Genomic DNA, 21,326 nt, shown 5'->3' with positions numbered 1-21,326 from the left:
AAAATGATCTTGTTTAATATTGGTATTGGCAGCCTTAAACCTAAAACTTTATAAATTGTATGACTTAGAAATTTCGATTTCGTAACCAGTCATGAAGTAGCTCATTAAACAATATGGGATGTTCCATCATGGCGGCATGGCCACATTTATCTACCCAAAATAAATCGGCATCCGGAAGTAAACGCTGAAAGTCTTCAGCTACTTCAGGTGGGGTTACATGATCGTCTTTTCCCCAAATAATACAGGTAGGGGTTTTCATTTTTGGTAAATCTTTAGCCATATTGTGCCTTATGGCGCTTTTGGCTATGGCCAGGGTTTTTACCAGTTTATTCCGATCGCTTACGGTTTCGTAAACTTCATCTACTACTTCTTTGGTGGCAACTTCAGGGTCGTAAAAAACATCCTGTGCTTTTTTCTTGATAAATTCATAATCCCCACGACGCGGATAACTCTCGCCCATAGAATTTTCGTAAAGTCCCGAGCTTCCTGTTATTACAAGGGCCTTAACAATTTCTGGGTATAATTTAGTAGCCAATAAAGCAATATGTCCACCAAGCGAGTTGCCTAGAAGTATAACTTTATCGTAACCTTTAAAATCTATAAATTCTTTTAAAAATTTAGCAAAAGTGCCTACGCTGGTCTTAAGTAGGGACATGGAATATAAAGGAAGTTCTGGGATAACAACTTTATAACCATGCTTTGGAAAATATTCGGTAACCCCATCAAAATTACTTAAACCACCCATAAGTCCGTGTAAAATAACTATCGGGGTTCCCTCTCCTTGCTCCAGGTACGTAAACTTTCCCTCTTGCCTTACATTATTTTTCATTGATTGGCTTTGCGTTTCGCAATCGCAAATATAGCGATTTCATTACAAGTATAATCATTTTTAAGAAATACCAAAGTCATTTAGGAAATGCATTTTTATCATCTTTTTTAAAATATTTAACAAGAAAAGTGCAATAAAAACCAAGCCTCTGAAACCTAAATGAATAGGTCTACTTGATAGTGTTTCAGCTAAATACAGTTGATAAACTTATTAACAAAGTGGTAGAAAGTGGTAAAATGTGGTAATTTTTTCAATATATTTGACTTTGTAAAGTATATAAGTGGTAAATCTCATTGGAACATACGAATGTAAAGCAGATGCCAAGGGCCGATTAATGGTTCCTTCAGCATTAAAAAAGCAGCTTGCGCCTATGTTGCAGGAGGGTTTTGTGCTAAAACGTTCGGTTTTTCAGCCTTGTTTAGAGTTGTATCCTATGCAGGAGTGGAATGTTCTAATGCAGAAAATTAATGGTTTAAACCGCTTTAAAAAGAAGAATAACGATTTTATAAGAAGGTTTACTGCTGGGGTAAAGATGGTGGAAGTAGATGCTAATGGTAGGCTTTTAATACCTAAAGACCTCGTAGGTTTTGCTGGTATCAGTAAGGAGATCGTGTTATCCTCTGCTGTGAATATTGTAGAGATCTGGGATAAAGATAAATATGAAAACACCATTGATGAGGCTTCAGGTGATTTCGCTGAACTCGCTGAAGAAGTAATGGGAAATGACGATTTAGATGCAATATCATAATCCGGTTTTATTAAAAGAATCTGTAGACGGCCTTAATATTAAGGAGGATGGTGTGTATGTGGATGTTACGTTTGGTGGAGGTGGCCATTCCAGGGAGATTTTAAGTAGGCTCGGGGCTAATGGGAAGCTTTTTGCTTTTGACCAGGATAAAGATGCTTTGCAAAACACTATTGAAGATTCACGTTTTACGCTAATTCATGAGAATTTTAAATATATAAAACGTTTTTTGAGATTTTATGGGGTTAAAAAAGTTGATGGAATTTTAGGTGACTTTGGTGTTTCATCGCATCAATTTAATGAAGCAGAAAGAGGTTTTTCTACTCGTTTTGATGCGCGTTTGGATATGCGTATGAACCAGGGAAGTAAGCTTAGTGCTTTTGAGGTGATTAATGAATATGAAGAAGAACAGCTCAAAAAACTGTTTTATGAGTATGCCGACTTAAAAAATGCGCCAAAACTGGCAAGGCTTATTGTGGAGGCAAGAAAGGAAAAACCTATAGAAAGTAGCGAAGAGCTAAATAATTTGCTGAAACCGCATTTGTTTAAAGGAAAGGAGAATAAAATTCTGGCGCAAATATATCAGGCAATTCGAATTGAGGTAAACCAGGAAATTGAGGTTTTAAAAGACTTTTTAAAGCAAACCGAAGACCTGGTGGTAAAAAATGGGAGGATTAGCCTTATTTCTTATCACTCGTTAGAAGATAGATTGGTGAAAAGGTATATAAGAAGTGGATTGTTTGAGGGCGAGCCTGAAAAAGATTTCTATGGAAATATTTCGGTTCCTTTTAAAAAGGTTGGGGGGCTTATAGTGCCTTCTGATGAAGAAATTAAAGAAAACAATAGAGCTAGAAGTGCTAAGTTGAGAATAGCAAAGAAGTTATAGGTTTTGTAGGCTTATAACGAATTTTGAGAAGGGAGATTGAAATTTAGAAAGGAATGAGAGAAGGTTTTTACAACTTACTACGTGCTAATTTTCTTATTAGTAGGGATGCTGTGAATAACTGGCGCTTTATAGTCTTTTGTACGCTGCTTGCCATTATTATGATAGCAAGCTCTCATAGTGCGGAACGTAAAGTGCATAAAATAGCTAAACTTCATACAGAAGTAAGGGAGTTGAAAAGTGAATTTGTAGATCGCCGGTCGGCTTTAATGCGTATAAAAATGGAATCTACAATTACTCAAAAAATGAAAGATCGCGGAATTGTTCCTTCCGAAAATCCGCCTTATAAAATTAAAGTGAATATAAAGGAGTAAATGGCTACATCAGAAAAAGGCATATTAAATAGATTGTACGTGGTTGCGGCCTGTATGTTCATTTTTGCTATTGGCGTAGGGGTGAAACTACTCGATATTCAGTTTGTGGAAGGGGATTATTACCGAAATCTTGCCGAAGAACGTACTGTTAAAAGCTTTAAAATTCCTGCCAGCCGCGGAAATCTTTATGATACCAATGGAAATCTTTTGGCAACTTCAGTTCCAAAATACGATATAAGGTTTGATGCGGTAACTGTGTCAGATAAAAATTTTCAGGAAAATATTGTTTCCCTGTCTAATAATCTTAGCGAAATGTTCGGTAAATCTGCCGCTTATTGGTCGCAGCGTTTAAGGCAGGCAAGGGCTAATGGGCAGCGCTATTTACCAATTGCAAAAAACCTTGGATATTCAGAATATATGAAAGTAAAGAGCTTTCCTATGTTTAACCTGGGGGCTTACAGAGGTGGGATTATTGTAGAGCAAAGAACGGTTAGGGAGCATCCTCTGGGAAAAATGGGGGAAAGAACGGTAGGTTATGAGCGCCAGGACGAAAACGGCTATTTTACCCGTGTGGGGCTGGAAGGTGCTTTTAGCTCTTATTTAAGGGGTACCGATGGTCGTAGGTTAAAGCAAAAAATTGCGAAAGGCCAGTGGAAGCCTATTAGTGATAATAACGAAGTAGAGCCAAAAGATGGTTATGATGTAGTCTCAACCATAGATGTGAATATTCAGGATATTGCCCATCACGCTTTACTAAAACAATTGGAGCACTTTGAAGCCGATCATGGTACCGTTGTGGTGATGGAAACCAAAACCGGAGAGATCAAAGCAATGTCTAATCTTGGGCGTACCGAAGAGGGAACTTATTTTGAGAAGCGAAACTATGCGGTCTACGAATCTCACGAGCCGGGTTCTACCTTTAAGTTAATGGCGCTTACCGCCGCTTTAGAAGATAATGTAATAGATACAAGTTCGATTATAGATACTGAAAAGGGTGTGGTAAGATATTACGGAAGACCGGTAAGGGATTCCCGTCGTGGAGGTTATGGGAAGATTTCGGCAGCAAGGGCATTTGAGGTTTCCTCAAATACTGCTTTTACTAAAATGATTACCGAGGGATATAAAAATAACCCCGCTAAATTCGTTGAACGTCTATATGATATGGGGCTTAATGAGAAAATAGGCCTGGATATAAAGGGAGAGGGTTCTCCAAGAATACCACACCCTGATGATAAAAGTTGGAATGGATTGAGCTTGCCATGGATGGCATTTGGGTACGGGGTTTCTTTAACACCTCTACAAACTCTCAACTTTTACAATGCCATAGCCAATAATGGGGAAATGGTAAAACCCAGATTTATAAAAGAAGTAAAAGAATGGGATAAAAGTATTTTAAAGGTAGAGCGAGAGGTTATGAATCCAAGGATTTGTTCGCCTGAAACCGCTAAAAAACTTCAAAAAATAATGAAGCATACCGTAGAGAAAGGTACTGCTACAAATATTTATACCCCCAACTTTTCTATGGCGGGAAAAACAGGTACCTGCCAGGTAGAGTACTGGATAGAGCCGGGGAGGTATATTTCTTCTTTTGCCGGATATTTCCCTGCTGAAGATCCTAAATATTCCTGTATTGTGATTATTCATAAACCAAATAGAAGAATAGGTTATTATGGAAATATAGTGGCAGGCCCTGTATTTAAACAAATAGCCCAAAAAATTTATACCGATACTCCTGTTATGGATACCCTGCCTTCTCTTGAAGTGAAGAATAATAAGGTGATAGACGATTTTGAAGCTTACTATACAAGTTTTGAAAATGAAAAACCGGTAATGCCAGATGTTACGGGGATGCCGGCTATGGATGCTGTTTCTCTTTTAGAGAACCTTGGGCTAAAAGTGAATTTTAATGGGACGGGAAAAGTGAGGTCTCAGTCTATATCAGCCGGACAAAAAATAGAAACTAACCAACAAGTAAAACTAAATATAAGTTGAGAGTCTTAAAAGACATATTATATAAAGTAGAAATTGATGCTGTGGTAGGAAATACTTCAGTAACTGTTAATAGCCTGCAATTCGATTCTAGAAAAGTAGCCTTTAATGATGCTTTTGTGGCTATTCGCGGAAGTGTGTCCGATGGGCATAAGTATATAGGGCAGGCAATAGAAAATGGAGCGCTTGCTGTGATTTGTGAAGAATTTCCGAAGCAAATTGTAAACGGAGTTACCTATGTTAAGGTTGAAGATTCCCAGGAAGCTTTAGCTTTTATGGCAGCCAATTATTACGATAACCCTTCAGAAAAATTAAAACTGGTAGGTGTTACAGGAACAAATGGGAAGACCACCATTGCTACACTTTTATATAATTTGTTTACTAAAGCAGGCTTTAAAGTTGGTTTGCTTTCTACTGTAAACGTTATGGTGGCCGAAAAAGCTTTTGATGCGGTAAGGACCACGCCAGACTCTATAACTATAAACGACTATCTAAAGCAAATGAATGATGAAGGTGTTGAGTTTTGCTTTATGGAAGTGAGTTCCCATGGGATAGATCAGCATAGAACAACAGCTTTAGAATTTGCCGGAGGTATTTTTACAAATTTAAGCCACGATCATTTAGACTATCACAAGAGTTTTGCAGAATACCGCGATGTGAAAAAGCGTTTTTTTGATGAATTGCCGGCTTCTGCATTTGCCTTAACAAATGTAGACGATAAAAACGGGCAGGTAATGCTGCAAAATACAAAAGCACAAAAATATACCTACGCCCTAAAATCTTACGCCGATTATAAAGCGCAAATCCTGGAAAATTCCTTTACCGGATTATTGCTAAAAGTGAACGATCAGGAATTATGGTCGCGCTTAATTGGAAGCTTTAACGCTTATAATGTTTTGGCTATTTATGCTACTGCCGAACTTCTGGGCCTTGAAAATCTGGAAACTCTTAAGATTATAAGTGAGTTAGACGCTGTTAACGGCAGATTTCAATATATCATTTCAGAAAAAGAAAAGATTACGGCAATAGTAGATTATGCCCATACTCCAGATGCTTTAAAAAATGTACTGGAAACTATTAATAGCATTCGTACAAAAAATGAGGAGCTTATAACTGTAGTGGGATGCGGGGGAGATCGTGATACCACTAAAAGGCCAAAAATGGGGCATATTGCTTCGGCTTTAAGCACGAAAGTGGTTTTTACCAGCGATAACCCAAGAACGGAAGACCCCGATAAGATTATTGAAGAGGTTGAGGCCGGGGTAGAACCTCAGAACTTCAAGAAAATAATGGCGGTAACCAATAGGAAACAGGCTATTAAAACCGCTTGCCAAATGGCAGGAGAAAATGATATCATCCTAATTGCGGGAAAGGGTCACGAGACCTACCAGGAGGTAAATGGAGAGCGCAAAGATTTTGATGATCTTAAGATTGTAACCGAATTTTTAAAACAGCTAAATAAGTAAGCCCAAAATTTACAGGGAACGAGTAATAAAAAAATATGTTATACTACTTATTTCAATATCTAGAAGCAGAATACCAGGTGCCCGGGGCGCGGCTGTTTGAATATATTACGTTTAGATCTGCCATGGCCATTATTCTTTCTTTGGCAATTTCTACCATTTACGGGAAGAGAATTATTGGTTATTTGCTAGCTAAACAAGTTGGGGAGAGCGTTCGTGATTTGGGTTTACGTGGGCAAAGTGAAAAAGCGGGCACCCCTACAATGGGTGGTTTGATTATAATTTTCGCAACTCTTGTTCCGGTTTTACTATTTGCTAAACTTGAAAATATTTATGTAATCCTATTAATTGTTACAACCCTTTGGATGGGGGCAATAGGATTTATAGACGATTATATTAAAACCTTTAAAAAGGATAAAGAAGGCCTGCAGGGTAAGTTTAAAGTATTGGGGCAGGTAGGTTTGGGAATTATTGTTGGTAGTACTTTGTACTTTCATCCTGGCGTTACCGTAAAGGAGGAAGCCAATAAACCTGCACCGCAACAGCAGGAGCTGGTAGATAGTTTTCAAAATATTAGGGAAATGGGGCCTGAACTTAAAACTACAACCACTACTATTCCTTTTGTAAAAAATAATGAATTCGATTATTCCAGCTTGATAAGTTGGATAGATCCTGCCTTAAAGAACTATGCCTGGTTAATATTTATACCCATCGTGATATTTATTGTAACGGCGGTTTCTAATGGTGCTAATTTAACCGATGGAATAGACGGTCTTGCTGCCGGTTCTTCGGCAATAATTGTGCTCACCCTGGGGATTTTTGCCTGGGTTTCAGGAAACATTATTTTTTCTGATTATTTGAACATTATGTACATCCCCAGATCGGGTGAGATGACCATATTTATAAGTGCTTTTGCTGGAGCTCTGGTCGGCTTCCTATGGTACAATACCTATCCGGCCCAGGTTTTTATGGGGGATACCGGGAGCTTGACCATTGGCGGAATTATAGCTGTGCTGGCTGTGGCAACCCGAAAAGAATTATTGATTCCTGTTTTATGCGGAATCTTTTTAATGGAAAACCTGTCGGTAGTATTACAGGTAGCCTGGTTTAAAATTACCAAGCGAAAATTTGGAGAGGGTCGAAGAATTTTCCTGATGTCTCCCTTACACCACCATTATCAGAAAAAAGGATATCACGAAAGTAAAATAGTGGTGCGTTTCTGGATTATTGGAATTTTCCTGGCCATTGTATCTATAATAACATTAAAAGTAAGATAAGAAATAGTGAAACCTATAACTCAAAATACTCCTAATTCCGGTAAAAGACTGGTGATTCTTGGCGGCGGCGAAAGCGGTGCAGGAACGGCTATTCTTGGAGTGAAAGAAGGTTTTGAGGTTTTTGTTTCAGATAAAGGAAAAATAAAAGAAAAATATAAGTCGGTTTTTAATGAACTAAAGATCGATTGGGAAGAAGAAAAACATACCGAAGCTAAAATTTTAAACGCAGAGGTAGTGATGAAGAGTCCTGGAATTCCTGAAACCGTACCAATGGTAACGCAATTAAGGGAGAAAGGTATTCCGGTAATTTCAGAAATAGAGTTTGCTGCGGCCTTTACTTCAGCTAAAATTATTGGAATTACGGGAAGTAATGGAAAAACCACCACCACCAAATTTGTGCATCATATTTTGAAAAATGCGGGCATAAAAGTGGGAATGGCCGGGAATGTTGGTGACAGTTTTGCCAAACAAGTGGCCGAAACCAATCCCGAATGGTTTGTATTGGAATTAAGCAGCTTTCAATTAGACGGAATTAAGGATTTTAGGCCAGATATTTCGGTACTTACTAACATTACGCCAGATCATTTAGATAGATACGAGTACAAGCTTGAGAACTATGTATTCTCAAAATTTAGAATCTCCGAAAATCAAACCGATGAAGATTTCTTTATCTACGATTTAGACGATGAAATTATTACCGGTTGGTTAGAAAAGAACCCGGTGAAAGCACAAGAATTACCGTTTTCCCTTCAACAAAAAGTAGAAAACGGCTCATATATAGAGAACCAAAATATTATTGTCAATATAAAAAACAACCAATTTAACATGCCAACAACAAAATTAGGTTTGCAGGGTAAACACAATACCAAAAATGCTATGGCCGCGGCCACTGTTTCCCAGCTTTTAAGAATTAGAAAAGAAACCATTAGAGAGAGTATGGAGAGTTTTCAGGGGGTGGAACACCGACTTGAAAAAGTGCTGAAAATTAATAATGTACAGTACATTAATGACTCTAAGGCAACCAATGTGAACGCTACTTTTTACGCCCTCGAAAGTATGGAAAGCGAAACCATTTGGATTGTAGGTGGTGTGGACAAAGGAAATGTTTACGACGATCTTTTGCCTCTTGTGAACGAAAAGGTGAAAGCTATTATCTGCCTGGGAGTAGACAATCAAAAATTAATGCAAAACTTTGGAAATTGTGTAGATACCATAGTGGAAACACAGTCGATGAAAGAAGCCGTAAGAATGGCCTATAGCCTTGCTGAAAAAGGAAATTCGGTATTGCTATCGCCAGCCTGTGCCAGTTTTGATCTTTTTGAGAATTACGAAGATAGGGGAAGGCAGTTTAAAGAGGCAGTTAGAGATCTTTAAAATTAAAGATTTTAGAGCCAGGCTTTCGTCAAGCTGAACTTGTTTCAGCTTCTAGCATGTTTCGATACTAAGATGTTAGATCCTGAATCAAGTTCAGGATGACGTTAAAAAGTTTGACTGAGTAAAAGAGAAATTAAAAAATTAAATGAGCAACATTTTTTCAAATCTTAAAGGCGATAAGGTTATCTGGGCTACGGCCGGACTGTTGGCAATATTTTCGTTTTTGCCGGTCTACAGTGCCAGTAGTAATCTTGCGTATTTATATGGAGATGGAAGTACTTTCCAATATGTGGTAGTGCATTTCTTCCATTTGCTTTTAGGGTTTTGTTTGCTTTTTGCGGTGCATAAAATTCCCTATCATTATTTCCGTGGGCTATCAATATTATTTTTACCCGTTGTGGTTGTACTTCTTATTTATACCATAGCTCAGGGAACTATCATAGATGGTGCTTATGCTAGTAGGTGGATTCAAATTCCGGGCTTAGGTGTTTCATTTCAGTCGTCTACCTTAGCCTCTGTAGTTTTAATGATCTATGTGGCTCGCTACCTATCGAAAAAAACAAATGATAATCTTAGTTTTAAAGAGTCAATTTTACCACTTTGGGTGCCCGTAGGACTGGTATTATTATTAATTTTGCCGGCCAATTTCTCTACAACAGCTATTATTTTCTCTATGGTTTTGGTACTCATGTTTTTAGGTGGGTATCCGGTAAAATACCTTGGAATTATAGTCGCCGCCGGTTTGCTTTTGTTAACGATGTTTGTTTTAACAGCGAAAGCATTTCCGGGACTTTTGCCTAATAGGGTAGATACCTGGGCCAGTAGAATTGAGAATTTTTCTGATGATAAAGATACAGAAGCAGATTATCAAATAGAAAAAGCAAAGATTGCCATTGCCAGTGGAGGTATTGCCGGAACGGGAATTGGAAAAAGTGTACAGAGAAATTTTTTACCGCAATCTTCATCAGATTTTATCTATGCGATTATTGTTGAGGAAATGGGGTTAATTGGGGCATTTGGAGTTATGGGTGCCTATCTATTATTGCTTTTTAGAATTGTAATTGTTGCAACTAAAGCCAATACAGTGTTTGGTAAGTTGCTGGTTATGGGGGTGGGTTTGCCCATTATCTTTCAGGCATTAATAAATATGGGGGTTGCCGTAGAGTTGTTTCCTGTTACGGGACAAACACTACCGCTAATTAGTAGTGGAGGAACCTCTATTTGGATGACATGTATGGCACTTGGAATTATTTTAAGTGTTAGCGCCAAACGTGAAGAAATAAAAGAGCAGGAAGAAGCTGGAACGGATGTAGATGAAGAAAACCCGTTAGACATTTTAAGTGAGGCGATATAGAGCTAATAGGCTTTAGGAAAAAAGAGGTTTAGATATAGAGGTATAAAAAATGAAAAAGGATTTACGTGTAATATTATCTGGAGGTGGCACAGGCGGGCATATTTACCCGGCTATAGCTATTGCCAACGAGATAAAAACACGTTATCCTGAAACAGAAATATTGTTTGTAGGTGCAAGTGACAGGATGGAGATGGAAAAGGTGCCGCAAGCAGGTTACAAAATAGAAGGTCTTTGGATTAGTGGTATTCAGCGAAAGTTAACGATGAGTAATTTGATGTTTCCTTTTAAGTTGCTAAGCAGTTTGGCTAAATCCAGAAGAATAATAAAGGAGTTTAAGCCCAATGTGGTGATTGGAACCGGTGGTTTTGCCAGTGGCCCTCTTTTAAAAGTAGCAAGCTCTAAAGGGATTCCAAGTATTATTCAGGAACAGAATTCGTTTCCCGGAATAACCAATAAACTTTTGGCAAAACAAGTAGATAAAATTTGTGCTGCTTATGAAGAAGTGAAACGATTTTTTCCTGCTGAAAAAACCATAATTACCGGTAATCCTGTAAGGCAGGATTTATTGAAGATTGATGCAAATAGGGAAAAGGCACTAAAACATTTTGAACTTGAAAGCAATAAAAAAGTAGTGTTGGTGCTAGGCGGAAGTCTGGGTGCAAGAAGAATAAACCAATTGGTGGAAGCCAATTTAGAAAGATTTAAAAAGGAGAATATTCAGTTAATCTGGCAAACGGGCAAGCTATATTTTGAAGAATATAAAAAGTATGATTCAGGTTTGGTGCAAACGCATATGTTTTTAAATAATATGAACCTGGCCTATGGCGCTGCCGATGTAATTATCTCCAGGGCAGGTGCCGGGACAGTGTCCGAATTAAGTATTGTTGGGAAACCGGTACTTTTTATTCCTTCACCTAATGTAGCCGAAGACCATCAGGCCAAAAATGCACAGGCGGTAGTAAAGAAGAATGCCGCTTTGATGTTGAAGGAAAATGAATTGGATGAAAAGTTTGAAACGGTATTTTTTGGTTTCATGGCTTCTGAAGAGAAGCAAAGAAAGCTAGGTGAAAATATTAAAAAACTGGCTTTGCCAAATGCAACCGCCAGGATTGTAGACGAAATAGAAAAATTGATTAAATAAAAATGACGTTTGATTTAAAATAGAATGCAGGCTCTAAACCACATACAAAACATTTATTTTATCGGTATCGGGGGTATCGGGATGAGTGCGTTGGCGCGTTACTTTAAATCCCTTGGTAAGAATGTGGCCGGTTATGATAAAACTTCAACTTCGCTAACCAGAACTATGGAAGCCGAAGGTGTTGTTGTGGTTTACGATGATGATTTAAAGGCTATCCCTGTTGAATTTAAAAACAAAGAAAATACCCTGGTGGTTTATACTCCGGCTGTTCCTGCGGCACATAAACAACTGGTTTATTTCAAAGAAAATGAATTCCTACTGAAGAAAAGGGCTGCTTTGCTTGGTTTGATTTCAAAAGGAAAAACAACTTTGGCTGTAGCGGGAACTCATGGAAAAACCACTACTACTGCAATTTTAGGTCATTTGCTTAAGGAAACCGGGGCAAAAGTTACCGGGTTTCTGGGCGGTATTAGTGAAGATATTCAAAGTAATTTAATTCTTAAGGGAGATGAGGTTGTTGTAGTTGAAGCCGATGAATTTGACCGTTCATTTCTTCACCTTTCGCCAAATATTGCTGCCATAACCGCTATGGATGCCGATCATTTGGATATTTATGGTAGCAAAGAAGAATTGGAAGATACCTTTAGGCAATTTGCTAAACTGGTTCCCGAAAATGGCACTTTATTCGTGAAAAACGGATTGGCAATAGCGGGGAAAACTTTTGGAATAGAAGATAATTCCGATTATTCGGCACAAAATATAAAGATTAAAAACGGGAGCTATCATTTTGATTTAAAAACTCCCAACGAAGTTATTAAAGACTTTATGTTTAATCTACCCGGCAAACACAATTTGCTAAATGCTATAACCGCCCTGGCAATGGCTATCCAGTATGGATCCCCAATCCCCAGGCTAACCGGGGCGTTATATAGTTTTAAGGGGGTTAAACGTAGATTTTCCTATAAAATTAAGTCAGATAACCTGGTGCTTATAGACGATTATGCACACCATCCGGCAGAGATTGCTGCGGTAAACCAGGCAGTGCGGGAAATGCATCCGGGAAAGAAGGTCCTGGCGGTTTTTCAACCACATTTGTTTAGCAGGACAAAAGATTTTGCAGAAGATTTTGCGGAAAGTCTGGCCCTGTTTGATGAGTTATTCCTGTTGGATATTTATCCGGCCAGGGAATTACCAATTGAAGGGGTTACTTCAGCCTGGCTCCTGGAAAAGGTAAATAGCAATTCAAAGAAGTTAATTCAGAAAGAAAATATTATTGCAGAAATAAAAAGGTCTAAGCCTGAAGTTGTGGTGCTTATGGGTGCCGGTAGTATTGGAGAAGAAGTGGAATCTGTAAAAAAAGCCTTGCAAGATGAAGCATAAACTTAGATACATAAAACTGCCTGTTTTGCTGATTTTAGTAGCTTTTCTTTTCAGCTTTGCTGAAAAGCGTAATAATGCAAGAAAAATAAGTGAAATAAAGGTGCAATTTGTAGGGGGAGAGAACCTCTATGTTACTGAAGAAGCGGTTAATAACTTGTTGATACAAAATGATGTAGCTGCGACGGACATAGATAAAGAAACTTTAGATTTGAATAGGGTAGAACGTCTTTTGAACAATCATGATATGATAGAAAATGCTGAAGCTTTTCTTAGTTTGGACGGCAAACTTCAAGCTAAGATAGTTCAGCGTAAGCCTATTGGAAGAATAGTGGGAAATTCTACCTATTATTTAGATGAAAACGGAAGTGAAATGCCTTTGTCTCCATATTATTCAGCTCGGGTTCCATTGCTGTTAGGTGTAGATTCAGGTGCTGTAGAGAAAGTATATCCGTTGGTAGCCTATATTCAACAAGATGATTTTTTAACGCAGCATGTAACCGCTATAAAGCGTATGTCCGGTAATAAATTTGAGCTGCAAATGAGAAAACTAGACTTTAAGGTTTATTTCGGCAAAGCCGAGAATATAGCACTGAAATTCAACAACTTTAAGGCATTTTATAAAAAAGCTATACAAGACGAGAAATTAGATACCTACAAAAGAGTGAATTTACAATTTGAAGATCAGGTTGTTTGCACTAAAAAATAAATTATGGAATACAACGACATAGCCGTAGGATTAGACATAGGAACCACAAAGATTGTGGCTATGATTGGGCGTAAGAACGAATATGGTAAAGTAGAAATCGTAGGCATTGGGAAATCCAAAAGCCTTGGGGTGCACCGTGGGGTGGTAAACAATATTACTCAAACCATCCAATCTATACAACAGGCTATTCAGGAAGCTGAAGCAGATTCCGGATTAAAAATTAGCGACGTTGTAGTAGGAATTGCAGGACAGCATATAAGAAGCTTGCAGCATAGCGATTACATAACCAGGACGAATCCGGAAGAGGTTATTGATAATGACGATATTCATAGCCTTTGTAACCAGGTGCACAAACTGGTGATGTTGCCGGGAGAAGAAATTATTCATGTGTTGCCCCAGGAGTTCAAAGTAGATGGGCAGGCAGAAATAAAGGAACCTATTGGAATGTATGGTGGGAGGCTTGAAGCTAATTTCCATGTGGTAGTGGGGCAGGTTTCTTCTATTAGAAATATAGGAAGATGTGTAAAAAGTGCCGGTCTAGAACTTTCGGCAGTTACTTTAGAGCCATTGGCTTCAGCTAATGCTGTATTAAGCCAGGAAGAAAAAGAAGCCGGGGTTGCACTGATAGATATTGGTGGAGGAACCACCGATTTAGCAATATTTAAAGATGGAATTATAAGACATACCGCGGTAATTCCTTTTGGAGGAAATGTGATTACCGAAGACATTAAAGAGGGCTGTTCAATTATAGAGAAACAGGCAGAATTGCTGAAAATAAAATTTGGCTCTGCCTGGCCGGGAGAAAACAAAGACAACGAAATTGTTTCTATCCCCGGATTACGCGGAAGGGAACCTAAGGAAATTACCTTAAAGAACCTTTCAAAAATAATTCATGCCCGTGTAGTAGAGATTATTGAGCAGGTTTACCTCGAAATTAAAAACTACGGGCACGAAGAACAAAAGAAGAAACTAATAGCCGGAATGGTTTTAACCGGAGGTGGTGCGCAGCTGCAACATATTAAGCAACTCGCCGAATATATAACCGGAATGGATACCAGAATTGGTTATCCAAACGAACATTTGGCAGGAAATAACGATACTGAAACTACCAGTCCTGTTTACGCCACCGCGGTTGGCCTGGTAATGAATAGCCTGGAACACGGTGAAAAGAAATTTCAGGAAGAAGTAGTGCTAAAGAGCAAAGAAGAAAGAGAAAAAGAAGAAGCAGAACTACAGGAAGATTTTGATCAAAATCCACCACAAAGTGGCGATTTGAGGCAAGACCCTGAAGCTCCAAAAAGAGCGCCCAAAAAGAGCATATTTGATAAATGGGCAGAGAAGTTTAAAGATTTTTTAGATAACGCAGAGTAAGGCACTTTCAGGAAAGCTGAAAAAGTGTGTAATTATAACTATAGAAACACTTCGGCACAAGCGTCGAAGCATATTAAATCTCACTTAGTGAGTAAAAGATAGAACCAGTAAAACAGAATTTATGAGCAGTACAGAATTCGACAGCATTGCATTCGATTTGCCAAAGAATCAATCGAACGTCATTAAAGTTATTGGTGTAGGTGGTGGAGGCAGCAATGCCATAAACCACATGTTCCAGTTAGGGATAAAAGGAGTAGATTTTGTGGTTTGCAACACCGATGCGCAAGCCCTTGAGAACAGCTCAGTTCCTAATAAGATTCAATTAGGTGTTAGCCTAACAGAAGGTTTAGGAGCCGGGGCTAATCCACATATTGGGGAACAGGCAGCCGTAGAAAGTTTTGATGAAATTAAACAAATGCTTGATGTAAATACCAAAATGGTATTTATTACCGCAGGTATGGGCGGGGGTACCGGTACAGGTGCTGCCCCTGTTATTGCAAAACAAGCGAAAGACATGGGCATTCTCACCGTTGGAATCGTGACTATTCCTTTTCAATTTGAAGGGAAAATGAGAAACGAACAAGCGCAACTTGGTGTAGAGAATTTAAGAAGCCATGTAGATTCCTTAATCGTAATTAATAATAACAAGCTACGGGAAGTTTATGGGAATCTTGGTTTTAAAGCCGGTTTCTCTAAAGCCGATGAGGTTTTGGCAACCGCTTCCAGAGGTATAGCTGAGGTTATTACACATCACTATACCCAAAATATTGACCTTAGGGATGCTAAAACGGTATTGAGTAATAGTGGTACTGCCATAATGGGTTCTGCCCAGGCTACAGGTGCTACCAGGGCTCAGGATGCTATTAGCAAAGCCCTGGACTCTCCGTTATTGAACGATAATAAAATTACCGGTGCCCAAAACGTATTACTGCTAATTGTTTCGGGTTCTGAGGAGATTACTATTGATGAGATAGGAGAAATAAACGACCATATTCAGGCTGAAGCAGGCCATAGCGCCAATATTATTATGGGGGTTGGCGAAGATGAAGCTTTAGACGAAGCGATCTCGGTTACCATTATTGCTACCGGTTTTAATGTAGAACAGCAAAATGAAATTGTAAATACCGAGACTAAAAAAATAATCCATACCCTGGAGGACGATCAAAAAGCGGAACAGAATTTAAATCCGAAGAAAACACGTTCTTACCCAGAATTAAATCAGAAGACAGAGGCAGCTGCTCCAGAAGAACCAAAAGCGGCAAAAGTACAGGAGCCAGAGAAGCCTATTGTTCATACTTTAGATGATAGTGTAGAAGAGGTAGATGAATTAGGTAATATTAAGGATAAACGTGACGAATTGTTGCAAACGCCACCTTCTGCTAGAAATATGGAAGTTTCTTATGAAGAAGTAAATCCTAACGATTTTATTATCAACGATACTTCAGAAGAAGTAAAGGAGATGGATGTAAATGAGCCCGAAGAAGTTCAAACTGAAAGTGAAGATCAATTTATGTTCACGTTCGATTTTCCTATAAACCAGGAGAAGAAAGAAGAACCAAAAAACGAGCAACCAGAGCAACAGGCACAGCAACAACAACAGCCACAACAACCAAAACAGGAAAAAAGGCAGGAAATTAGGCATCAATTGGAAGATGACGAGCCTAAGAATATAGAGGTGAACGAGCCTGTAGAAGTTGTTCCTGTAACCGAGAGTTCTACTCGTGGGGTTAAGCGTTATAGCCTTGACGATTATATGGATTTTGAGCAATCTTTGGATAATTCAAAACCCAGAGCCGAAAAGAGAAAAGAACCAAAAGATGAGACTATTGCTTTTGAAAAGAAAACCTTAAAGCCAGAGCCTCAAAACCCCGAAAGAAATCACGAAGAAAGTGAAGGAGAGGAAGACCCTTTTAACAACCCTATTTCTGAGGTGCTTATAGAACGTGCAGCCGAGCGTAGGGCTAAAATGAAGGAGTTTAATTATAAGTTTAGAAATAATGCGGCTCAAATAGAAGAAATTGAAAAGCAACCTGCCTATAAAAGACAGGGAATAGATTTAGATAAAAGCGATAGAGGAGAAGGAAAGCTATCAAGGACCAGCCTGGGCCAAAACGATAACGACGATCTTTATTTTAGGAGAAACAACTCGTTTTTACACGATAATGTAGACTAACACCAATCTTTATTTTATATTACTGTTCATAAAAAAAGGTGCCTTGCAATGGGCACCTTTTTTGTTGCTCGCTAATCTAGCTTTTAAAGCCTTGTAGGTTTGCTACAAGATAAATTAAGATTTCTGTTCTGCTTCAATATCTTCGGTGTCTTTTCTTCTTTTAATAAGGGAAATACCCGATATAAAGAAAATAAAACCAATAATGGCCAATGCCCACGGGCTTAATGATAAGGCGAGGCTCCCAAAAATTCCAAGAATCCCCATCACCAGGGCAATTGCACCACCAACGGTTAAAACAATTCCTAAGATTTTAATCATAACTACAGTATTTTGGTTAGTGAAATAAAGGTAGCTAAATGATAGAAAATCAAAGATTGATTAACATTTTTTAAAGAAAATGTGCATGTTTAGGTGCGTAAACGCCATTTTTCAATTTCAGAAATCGCTTCCTGTTCATCACCCCAGCCTTTAATTTCTATAGACTGTGCTTTATCGTAGTAACCAAACCAAAGCTCCAGGATTTTTATTACTTCAGGGCATTTGGCCATAAAAGTCTGGTAATTCTTAGTCTTTATAATTTGCTTGTTTACTTCAGCAGGAATGGCAACTATTTTATAATCTAGCTCTTTTTCATCTACTAACTTCAAAATAGCTACAGGAATTATCTCTATTAGGCTGCCGGTTGTTATACTTTCACCCAACACCAATACATCTACGGCATCGCCATCACCACCTAATTTAGGGTTGGAATATGTAGAGGGAATAAAGCCGTAATTCCCGGGGTAGGGAAGAAAATTTATAATTCGGTCTTTGCCGTCCCTCTGGTCTATTACAAACTTTTTTTGATTTTTATCGTATTCAATCTTTTTATTGGTGCCCGCAGGAATTTCAATTACTGCACGGTAAATTCCTTTTTCCATACTGGCTTGTAAGCCACTAAAATCTTTGGAAGTTTTACAGGCAGAAAGAAATAGAAGAACACTAAAAATTAAAAGGCTTGAAAATCTTCCCATACCTGGCAATTTAATCCCAATAGATCATAAAATATTTAATTTTAGCATCATCGGGAATTTGCGAAGCTCTAATTTTAGAATCTGTATCATATCTTAAATCTGCCGGAAGCTCTTTTTTGTCTATTGTAATATAGGCGTTTATCTCGTCCAGAAAAACCACTGCTGCGTTAAGGGTATTCTCTATTCTTGAAATATTATAATCTTCCACAATGTCTTTAAATGTACTTTGGGTGTTTAAACCTGTTTTGGTCTTATAACGGGCGTCTAAAACACGTATATAGCCAATGGTGCTGGTAGAGTCAAACTCCTGAAGCGGTTCTAAGACCATTAAAGGTTTTCCTCCTTTTTCGAAGACCTTAATCTCGTTAACCGCACGAAACTCCCTAGCCCCACTCTTTTGTTTTACCAGGGAATCTCCTGCGAATAAAGAGTCTAATTTATTGATTTTAATATCCCGGTGTACAGGGCCAACCTGATTGGCGGTAATTAAAAAAGGATTGTCTTCGTCTTTTTGGCAGGAAGTTAATCCTAAAGCAAGTCCCAGAATAAGTAGCAAAGATTTTTTCATTTCTTAGATTGAATGTTGATGATATTATTTTAATAACTTATTGAGTACTCCCATTACGCCCCTAATAAAAGTAGCACTGGTAAGTACTTTAATGATTGCGCCCTGGGTTTTTCCAGAGTTTCGATTGTTAGTGCGGTTAATTGCCTTTTTTCGTTCTAAAGCTTCAATTTCGGCTTTTTCTTTGGCCTCTTTAGCTTTAGCTTCTTCAATTTTTTTATTTAGAAGTTCATAGGCGCTTTCCCGATCAATTTCTTCGTTATATTTTGTTCTTAATTCAGATTGTAAAATGAGCTCTTTAAGTTCGTTATTGGTAAGAATGTCCATTCTGCTCATTGGTGCTCTTAGCATGGTTGCAGCAAGTGCCAAAGGTCTTCCTTTTTCATCTAAAGCAGAAACTAAAGCTTCTCCAATTCCTAACGCAGTAAGCTCATTTTTGGTATCGTAATATTTGGAAATAGGATAATTTTCAGCCGATAATTTTATTGCTTTTCTATCTTTTGCCGTAAATGCCCTAAGTGCATGCTGAATTTTTAATCCCAATTGCCCCAATACTTCTGAAGGGACATCGGTGGGGTTTTGGGTTACAAAATAAAGCCCAACTCCTTTAGATCTAATTAACTTTACTATACTTTCTATTTGATCTAATAAAGCATCTGAAGCTTCTTTAAAAATAAGGTGGGCTTCATCTATAAATAAGACTAGTTTAGGTTTCTCCCTATCACCTTCTTCGGGAAAAGTGGTATAGATTTCAGCCAATAAGCTAAGCATAAATGTAGAAAAGAGCTTAGGTTTATCCTGGATGTCTGTAAGCCTCATAATGTTTACATATCCATGTCCATTTTCGTCTTTTCTGGTAAGGTCGGTTACTTCAAAGGAGCGTTCCCCAAAGAAGCGCTCGGCCCCCTGTTGTTCCAGGGCTACAATTTTTCTTAAAATAGCTCCCGTTGAGGCTTTGGAAATTCTTCCGTATTCATTCTCTATAGATTCCCTGCCCTCATCAGTAATATACTGAAGCATTTTCTTTAGATCTTTAAGATCTAATAGTGGTAGGTGATGGTCGTCGCAATATTTAAAAATAATGGCTAAAATACCTTCCTGGGTAGGAGTGACATCTAAAATACGAGATAATAAAACGGGCCCAAATTCGCTTACTGTGGCTCTTAAACGAACCCCATCTTGCTCTGAAATGCTAAGGAATTCTACTGGTGCTTTAGAAGCTTTAAAAGGAAAATCAAGTTTCTTATGGCGTTCATATAGAAAATCTTCCCCGGCTGATGGTTTTGCAATACCGCTTAGGTCTCCCTTAACGTCCATTAGCAAAACCGGAACGCCCTTTTGAGAAAGATTCTCAGCGAGAATTTGCAGGGTTTTGGTCTTTCCCGTTCCGGTAGCTCCTGCTATAAGTCCGTGGCGGTTCATTGTTTTTAAGGGAATTTTTACCGCAGCATCGGCAAAAGTTTTTCCATTGAACATAGCGGCTCCCAAATAAATATAGTCGCCTTTAGGATTGTAAGCCTGACTTATATACTCTACAAATTCTGTTGTTTTATCCACCTTTCAAAATTTCTTAAAAATAAGAATTGTTGCTTATAATTTCCGGTTTTAAACACATTTACTTTTTAGAAAATTATTATTTAACGGCATTTTCCAGAAGCTCAATGCTCCCTTTTGTTGCATTTATCTTCGCTTTCAGTCCGTTAGGAATGGTAACATTGTCATCTATATGGCCAATCATTGCGCCTGAAAAAGCCGGGATATTTAGTGGCTTTATATAATGATCTATAACTTCTTCCATGGTTAGCGAGCCATAACCTGAGCCACCAGGCTTACAATTGGTGCATTTTCCAAAGACAAATCCGCTAATTTTGTCCAGCACCCCTCCTAATTGCAACTGGCTCATCATTCTATCTACGGCATAAATTTGTTCACCTACATCTTCTAAGTATAGGATATTGCCATCCCAGTTTGTTGGAAAATATTCCGATCCCATAATTCCTGTGAGAACAGCGAGGTTTCCGCCAATTAATCGGCCTGTAGCTTCCCCTTTTCTAATGGTTCTTATCCTGTTTTTAATTTGTGTAAGATTATCGCCTTTATCGGTAGGATTGGTAAAGGTTATTTTTTCGTTGTCAAATAACAAACGTTTAAAATAATCAAAACTAAAGGAGTTCCAGGTAGAGACTGCTAAGGGGCCGTGAAAAGTTACCAGTCCTGTTTTTTGGTAAATTGCCAGGTGCAGGGCGGTAATATCGCTATAACCTATAAAGATTTTCGGATTATTTTTTACTGCCTTATAATCTAATTTATCCAGAATTCTTGCTGCCCCAGAACCTCCACGAAGTGCCATTATAGCCTTAATAGTATCGTTGCGAAACATATCATTTAATTCTCCTGCACGTTCCTCATCGGTCCCTGCCAAATGCCCGTAACGCCCTTTTACAAAATCTCCAAATTTTACTTTTAAACCCATGGCTTCCAGGTTTTCTTTCGCAATTTCGTAAGGTTCGGTTTCAAAAATAGCACTAGATGGGCTTACTACACCAACCGTATCGCCTTTTTTTAATCCCTGTGGAGTTATTATCGAATTGTCAATAGGAGCGATTTTATTAATTTTAGTAAAACTAGTTAGTGGAAAAGCCAAACTTCCAATTCCTATATTTTGAATGAATTTTCTACGTTGCATCTG

19 protein-coding genes are annotated in these 21,326 nt (G+C 38.3%); 13 read left to right on the top strand and 6 right to left on the bottom strand.

Features of this window, described 5'->3' with window-relative positions; all coding sequences use genetic code 11:
- Positions 1-64 precede the first annotated feature (64 nt).
- Complete coding sequence (locus I6U50_RS01340) at positions 65-829, bottom strand: alpha/beta fold hydrolase (RefSeq protein ID WP_198637585.1); 765 nt, start codon at positions 827-829, stop codon at positions 65-67.
- 280 nt (positions 830-1,109) lie between these two features.
- On the opposite strand from I6U50_RS01340, the gene mraZ reads away from it, so the two are divergent.
- From mraZ to ftsZ, 13 genes are all read left to right on the top strand, one after another.
- Positions 1,110-1,577, top strand: coding sequence for a division/cell wall cluster transcriptional repressor MraZ (gene mraZ, locus I6U50_RS01335; protein ID WP_198637584.1), 468 nt, complete (start codon positions 1,110-1,112; stop codon positions 1,575-1,577).
- Positions 1,564-2,460: a 16S rRNA (cytosine(1402)-N(4))-methyltransferase RsmH gene (rsmH, locus tag I6U50_RS01330; RefSeq protein WP_198637583.1), complete on the top strand. Its 897-nt coding sequence runs from the start codon at positions 1,564-1,566 to the stop codon at positions 2,458-2,460. Before mraZ ends, rsmH begins: the two co-directional genes overlap by 14 nt.
- 53 nt (positions 2,461-2,513) lie before the next feature.
- Positions 2,514-2,831, top strand: coding sequence for an FtsL-like putative cell division protein (locus tag I6U50_RS01325; protein WP_193710363.1), 318 nt, complete (start codon positions 2,514-2,516; stop codon positions 2,829-2,831).
- The gene (locus tag I6U50_RS01320; protein ID WP_198637582.1) at positions 2,832-4,823 is read left to right on the top strand and encodes a penicillin-binding protein; all 1,992 of its coding nucleotides are present in this window, start codon (positions 2,832-2,834) and stop codon (positions 4,821-4,823) included.
- Positions 4,820-6,286, top strand: coding sequence for a UDP-N-acetylmuramoyl-L-alanyl-D-glutamate--2,6-diaminopimelate ligase (locus I6U50_RS01315; protein WP_193710365.1), 1,467 nt, complete (start codon positions 4,820-4,822; stop codon positions 6,284-6,286). Before I6U50_RS01320 ends, I6U50_RS01315 begins: the two co-directional genes overlap by 4 nt.
- A 35-nt stretch (positions 6,287-6,321) precedes the next feature.
- Positions 6,322-7,560 carry a phospho-N-acetylmuramoyl-pentapeptide-transferase gene (gene mraY / locus I6U50_RS01310; protein WP_198627476.1) on the top strand — a complete coding sequence of 413 codons (1,239 nt, stop codon included), beginning with the start codon at positions 6,322-6,324 and terminating at the stop codon, positions 7,558-7,560.
- Between the two features lie 6 nt (positions 7,561-7,566).
- Positions 7,567-8,934, top strand: coding sequence for a UDP-N-acetylmuramoyl-L-alanine--D-glutamate ligase (murD, locus tag I6U50_RS01305; protein ID WP_317192006.1), 1,368 nt, complete (start codon positions 7,567-7,569; stop codon positions 8,932-8,934).
- Positions 8,935-9,079: 145 nt separating this feature from the next.
- On the top strand, positions 9,080-10,288 hold the full coding sequence (locus I6U50_RS01300; protein WP_193710367.1) for an FtsW/RodA/SpoVE family cell cycle protein: 1,209 nt from the start codon (positions 9,080-9,082) through the stop codon (positions 10,286-10,288).
- A gap of 49 nt (positions 10,289-10,337) precedes the next feature.
- Positions 10,338-11,429: an undecaprenyldiphospho-muramoylpentapeptide beta-N-acetylglucosaminyltransferase gene (gene murG, locus I6U50_RS01295; protein WP_198637581.1), complete on the top strand. Its 1,092-nt coding sequence runs from the start codon at positions 10,338-10,340 to the stop codon at positions 11,427-11,429.
- 24 nt (positions 11,430-11,453) lie between these two features.
- Entirely contained in the window at positions 11,454-12,809 is a 1,356-nt protein-coding gene (gene murC, locus I6U50_RS01290; protein ID WP_198637580.1) for a UDP-N-acetylmuramate--L-alanine ligase, read from the top strand.
- Positions 12,799-13,515 carry a cell division protein FtsQ/DivIB gene (locus tag I6U50_RS01285; RefSeq protein ID WP_193710370.1) on the top strand — a complete coding sequence of 239 codons (717 nt, stop codon included), beginning with the start codon at positions 12,799-12,801 and terminating at the stop codon, positions 13,513-13,515. The genes murC and I6U50_RS01285 overlap by 11 nt, the downstream gene beginning before the upstream one ends.
- 3 nt (positions 13,516-13,518) lie before the next feature.
- Positions 13,519-14,886 (top strand): cell division protein FtsA, encoded by a 1,368-nt coding sequence (ftsA, locus tag I6U50_RS01280; RefSeq protein ID WP_193710371.1) that lies wholly within the window; start codon positions 13,519-13,521, stop codon positions 14,884-14,886.
- 121 nt (positions 14,887-15,007) lie between these two features.
- Positions 15,008-17,059, top strand: coding sequence for a cell division protein FtsZ (gene ftsZ / locus I6U50_RS01275; protein WP_198637579.1), 2,052 nt, complete (start codon positions 15,008-15,010; stop codon positions 17,057-17,059).
- 114 nt (positions 17,060-17,173) lie between these two features.
- On the opposite strand, the gene I6U50_RS01270 is transcribed toward ftsZ, so the two are convergent.
- The 5 genes from I6U50_RS01270 to I6U50_RS01250 all read right to left on the bottom strand — a co-directional run bounded on the left by I6U50_RS01270 (position 17,174) and on the right by I6U50_RS01250 (position 21,323).
- A complete protein-coding gene (locus tag I6U50_RS01270; protein WP_193710373.1) occupies positions 17,174-17,377 on the bottom strand; it encodes a hypothetical protein in 204 nt (67 codons plus the stop codon).
- Positions 17,378-17,466: 89 nt separating this feature from the next.
- The gene (locus I6U50_RS01265; protein ID WP_198637578.1) at positions 17,467-18,072 is read right to left on the bottom strand and encodes an inorganic diphosphatase; all 606 of its coding nucleotides are present in this window, start codon (positions 18,070-18,072) and stop codon (positions 17,467-17,469) included.
- Positions 18,073-18,082: 10 nt separating this feature from the next.
- Entirely contained in the window at positions 18,083-18,640 is a 558-nt protein-coding gene (locus tag I6U50_RS01260) for a hypothetical protein (RefSeq protein WP_198637577.1), read from the bottom strand.
- A 24-nt stretch (positions 18,641-18,664) separates the two neighbouring features.
- Entirely contained in the window at positions 18,665-20,194 is a 1,530-nt protein-coding gene (locus I6U50_RS01255; protein ID WP_317192004.1) for a helicase HerA-like domain-containing protein, read from the bottom strand.
- A 76-nt stretch (positions 20,195-20,270) separates the two neighbouring features.
- The gene (locus I6U50_RS01250) at positions 20,271-21,323 is read right to left on the bottom strand and encodes a S66 peptidase family protein (protein WP_198637576.1); all 1,053 of its coding nucleotides are present in this window, start codon (positions 21,321-21,323) and stop codon (positions 20,271-20,273) included.
- Between the last annotated feature and the right edge of the window lie 3 nt (positions 21,324-21,326).

This window comes from Salegentibacter maritimus, assembly GCF_016236975.1.
Classification (GTDB): Bacteria; Bacteroidota; Bacteroidia; order Flavobacteriales; family Flavobacteriaceae; genus Salegentibacter; species Salegentibacter maritimus.
Note: the sequence above shows the minus strand (reverse complement) of the source record. Positions and strands in the feature narration are given on the sequence as shown.